This window comes from Candidatus Symbiopectobacterium sp. NZEC135, from assembly GCF_025962695.1.
The window spans coordinates 1-3,690 of record NZ_JAGFPF010000148.1 but is presented as its reverse complement, the minus strand read 5'-3'; the positions used below and the strand labels follow the sequence as shown (position 1 = coordinate 3,690).

Here is a 3,690-nt window from a genome sequence, read left to right as displayed (position 1 = left end):
AATCCTTTGCTTTTTCCCGGTCCCTGAATGGTGTACATCGCGCGATCGATCAGCGGAAGCAGCGCTGTCTGCTCAACGTGCAGCGAGATTTGTCCTGATTCTATACGCGAGAAATCCAGCAGGTTGTTGATGATATCCAGCAAGGATAGGGTGCAAAGCCGTGCCGTTTCCGCCAGATGACTTTGCTTGGCACACAGCGGGGTGAGTTGGAGCAACTCCAACGCACCCAGTGAACCGCTGAGCGGTGTGCGCAGTTCATGGCTGATGGTGGTCAGGTGGCTGCTTTTGCGTTTGTTGGCCTGTTCCGCCTGCTGTTTGGCGATAATCAACTCGCGTGTGCGTTCAACCACGGTATTTTCCAGATTGTCATGCTGTGCGCGCAGATCGTTCAACAGCCGATTGTAAGCCTGAGCAATACTGCCCAGTTCATCCTGACGGTTTTCCGGCAAACGTAGCGACTGTGGTGCCCGTTTCGTCTTATTGATGATATCGACAAAATCCTGCAATGGGCGGGCCAGATGACGGTGGAGCAATCCCAACAGCATCAGTGCAAGGAGGACTAATGTCGCTAATGCGAAGGGTAACTGGCTGATGACGATAGACAACGCGCGGTGGATGATATCTCGCGTTGGATACAGGATAACCTGTTGCCAGCCGGGCCCTTTCAACTGGGTGCGCAGCACCAGATAGCCGGGAATTTCCTGCCAACCGTCATGCAGCGTGACGTCGTTGAACAGCGCTTGTAATGCTTGACCTTGCTTCTCGTCGAACAGGGAAAAAGGCAGGATGTGATTTTGCTTATCCAGCCAGAGGCTGATATCGCTGCCGGAGAACAACTGGCCGTAGGAGAGCACATCGCTTAATTTTACGGCAAGCCCGGCGAGCGTACCCTGTGAACTGGTGGCTGCAACGGAGATGCTCCAGCCCACGCCCTCTGTGAACTTGGGTTCGCCCCAGTGCATATTGTGGTTAACGGGGCTACCAAGCAATTCCGTTAACTCAGTGCGTCGACGCGAAAAATAGTCAGCGGCGTGCTCGCGAGGGGGCAACAGTGAGATGCCATAGCGGCTATCGAGCACAAAACTGTCGAGATAATAGGTTTGCCCGGCTGTGCCGTAAACCTGGATAAAGCTGCGATCTTGCTCTTGAACCGTTTTGGGGATACATGTGTTGGTATCAATGGGCAAGTAGCAGCTTTCACTTTTGTCGACCACGGCCTTGTCCGCGGCTTCGCTGTGATAGAGGTGGTAACGGTGTGCCAATATCTGTGCATCCCGTTCTGCACCTTCAAAACGGTGATTGGTTAATGTTGCCCGCAGGGTGGAAAAGTGCGTTAGATTTTCAATTAGATAATGTTTTTCCTGGTTAAGTGAGGCGTAGGTTGCAGCAAAAACAGAAACCAGCCAGATAATAAATAAGCACAGTGATATAAATAATGTCGGTTTACTCACCAATGAGCGTTTTCTTTTCATTGTCATACCCGAGAATGGTGTCTAAATGAAATTGCCCCTGTGGGCGAATGAATTTACATCTGTCGATTTTCTCTAAACCGGTAATTTTCACTAAAACTATAATAGGCTTTAGTGCCGCGATTGTTTTAATTTGTAAATATATATAACGTCTCCATAAGTAAAAATCAGGTATAGGGTTGATGTCTAAGATTCTCATTGCATTTGAGAATAAGATTATCCCATGGAGGTTGTTCTACATGCTTGATTTACTAAAAAGTATCCCTTTGGTTGAGGATATATCCATGCCTAATAGTAAAGGAGAAGTCGCGATGAAAATAGCGGATCTTCCAGCGAAAGGCTATTCATGCAATCTCTCTTGGATTCTGGCAATACATCTCGTTGACTCTTGTGATTTGTCATTAAAAACATTGTGTTATGTTTCATGTTTGTTGGGGGCTCATCATGACATTCACGACTTTTCCTGCTACTTCTCCGAGGATAAAAGTTGGCTGTGTTGTGTTTACGATAAGAAGATCTCTGCCGAAGTAATGGCAAAGGAAATAGAGATACATGTGGCGCTAACACGTTATTGTCGATACCTCATTTTGAGTAAACAACACCCATGCCAGGTAAAAGAATATGAAGCTATATAAAATCGCCCATTTGGTTTTGTTTTTTTTCTGTTCGTTTTCTTATGCTGAGGACTTACCGTGGAAGGGCAATGATTTTTCATTGCGGGCACAAAATATGTCACTTTCTTCTCTGCTGAAGAATCTCGCAGAGAACTATTACACATCAACGAATATTGATTCAGCGATTGTACAAAATTTCAGCGGCGTCATCTTGCCAGAACCGCCGGTGAATATTCTGTGCAAGTTGATGAGCCAATATAATCTGGTTTCTTATTACGATGGCAATACGCTGTTTATTTATCCCGCACAGCGTCTGTCACGCCATCTTGTAACACTGAATATGCTATCTGCCACGCGTTTTGCAGCAAATCTACGCAAACTGAATGTGCCTGAAGCACGAAGTTGTGTCATTTATCCCGTGTTGAATGAGCATGCGCTGGAAATCAGCGGCGTACCTGCGTGCCTAGAACGCGTTACGCAACTGGCAACCAGTTTGGATGCGGATATCAGTAAACGTCAGGATGATGCAGTAAGCGTCGTGGTATATCCCTTGAAATATGCCACGGCGTTGGATGATCACTATCAATACCGCGATCAGACCGTTGTGGTGCCTGGCATTGTCAGCGTGTTGCGTGATATGACGCGTGGCGGCGCACCCGCGCCAGCCGGTAATACGCCAGCGACTCAGGGGCTACCGATGTTTTCTGCGGACCCACGTCAGAATGCGGTCATCGTGCGCGATCGCAGCGTCAACATGGCGGGGTATCGCCAGCTGATTACCCAGTTGGATCAACGGCCTGAAATGATCGAAATCTCTGTGACCATCATTGATGTGGATGCTGGGGATATCAGCCAGTTGGGCATTGACTGGAGTGCGGCGACATCGATCGGTGGCGGCATGCTCAGCTTCAATAATAACGGGGGGAGCCTGGACAGCGGATTCTCCAGCGTGATCAAAGACACGCCGCATTTCATGGTGCGCCTTAGCGCGCTGGAAAAGAATTCGCGTGCCTATGTGTTATCGCAACCCTCGGTGGTGACGCTCAACAATATTCAGGCCGTGTTGGATAAAAACGTCACGTTCTACACCAAGCTTGAGGGCGACAAGGTCGCCAAACTGGAGTCCGTAACGACTGGCTCGCTACTACGCGTTACACCACGGCTGTTAGAACAGAATGGCAAGCAAAATATCATGTTGAATCTGAACATTCAGGATGGGCAACAAAGCGAACCCATTAGCCAGGAAGAGCCGCTTCCCGGTGTTCAAAATGCGGAAATCGCTTCGCAAGCCATGTTGCAAGCGGGGCAGAGCTTGCTGTTGGGCGGGTTTAAACAGGATAAGCAGATACAGTCGGAAAAGAAAATCCCTTTGTTAGGCAGCATCCCTGTGCTTGGGCACCTTTTCAGCACCAAAACCAACCAAATGCATAGCGTTATTCGCTTGTTCCTGATCAAGGCATCCGTTGCCAATAGACAACAGTGAAAGGCGTATGGAAAACACGTGGAAGATTCGCCTTCTAGGCGGCGTATTGCATGGACGGGAAGTGTGGCTATCGGAAGGTCGTCTCTCTATTGGTGAGCGGGAATGCGATCTGTGCATCCCTTTG

General features: G+C 48.7%; 3 protein-coding genes. 2 read left to right on the top strand and 1 reads right to left on the bottom strand.

Annotated features, from left to right (window positions below):
* Nucleotides 1-1,472, bottom strand: a 1,472-nt coding sequence (locus J5224_RS24025) for a histidine kinase dimerization/phospho-acceptor domain-containing protein (protein ID WP_264627744.1), incomplete at its 3' end; no start/stop codon positions are given.
* Nucleotides 1,473-1,651: 179 nt separating this feature from the next.
* On the opposite strand from J5224_RS24025, the gene J5224_RS24020 reads away from it, so the two are divergent.
* Complete coding sequence (locus J5224_RS24020) at nucleotides 1,652-2,104, top strand: pathogenicity island protein (RefSeq protein WP_264627743.1); 453 nt, start codon at nucleotides 1,652-1,654, stop codon at nucleotides 2,102-2,104.
* A complete protein-coding gene (locus J5224_RS24015) occupies nucleotides 2,091-3,566 on the top strand; it encodes an EscC/YscC/HrcC family type III secretion system outer membrane ring protein (RefSeq protein WP_264627742.1) in 1,476 nt (491 codons plus the stop codon). The genes J5224_RS24020 and J5224_RS24015 overlap by 14 nt, the downstream gene beginning before the upstream one ends.
* The last annotated feature ends 124 nt before the right edge of the window (nucleotides 3,567-3,690 follow it).

Coding starts and splice junctions, on each gene's coding strand:
- J5224_RS24015 (WP_264627742.1), top strand. CDS start 2,091: ATGAAGCTATATAAAATCGCCCATTTGGTTTTGTTTTTTTTCTGTTCG.
- J5224_RS24020 (WP_264627743.1), top strand. CDS start 1,652: ATGTCTAAGATTCTCATTGCATTTGAGAATAAGATTATCCCATGGAGG.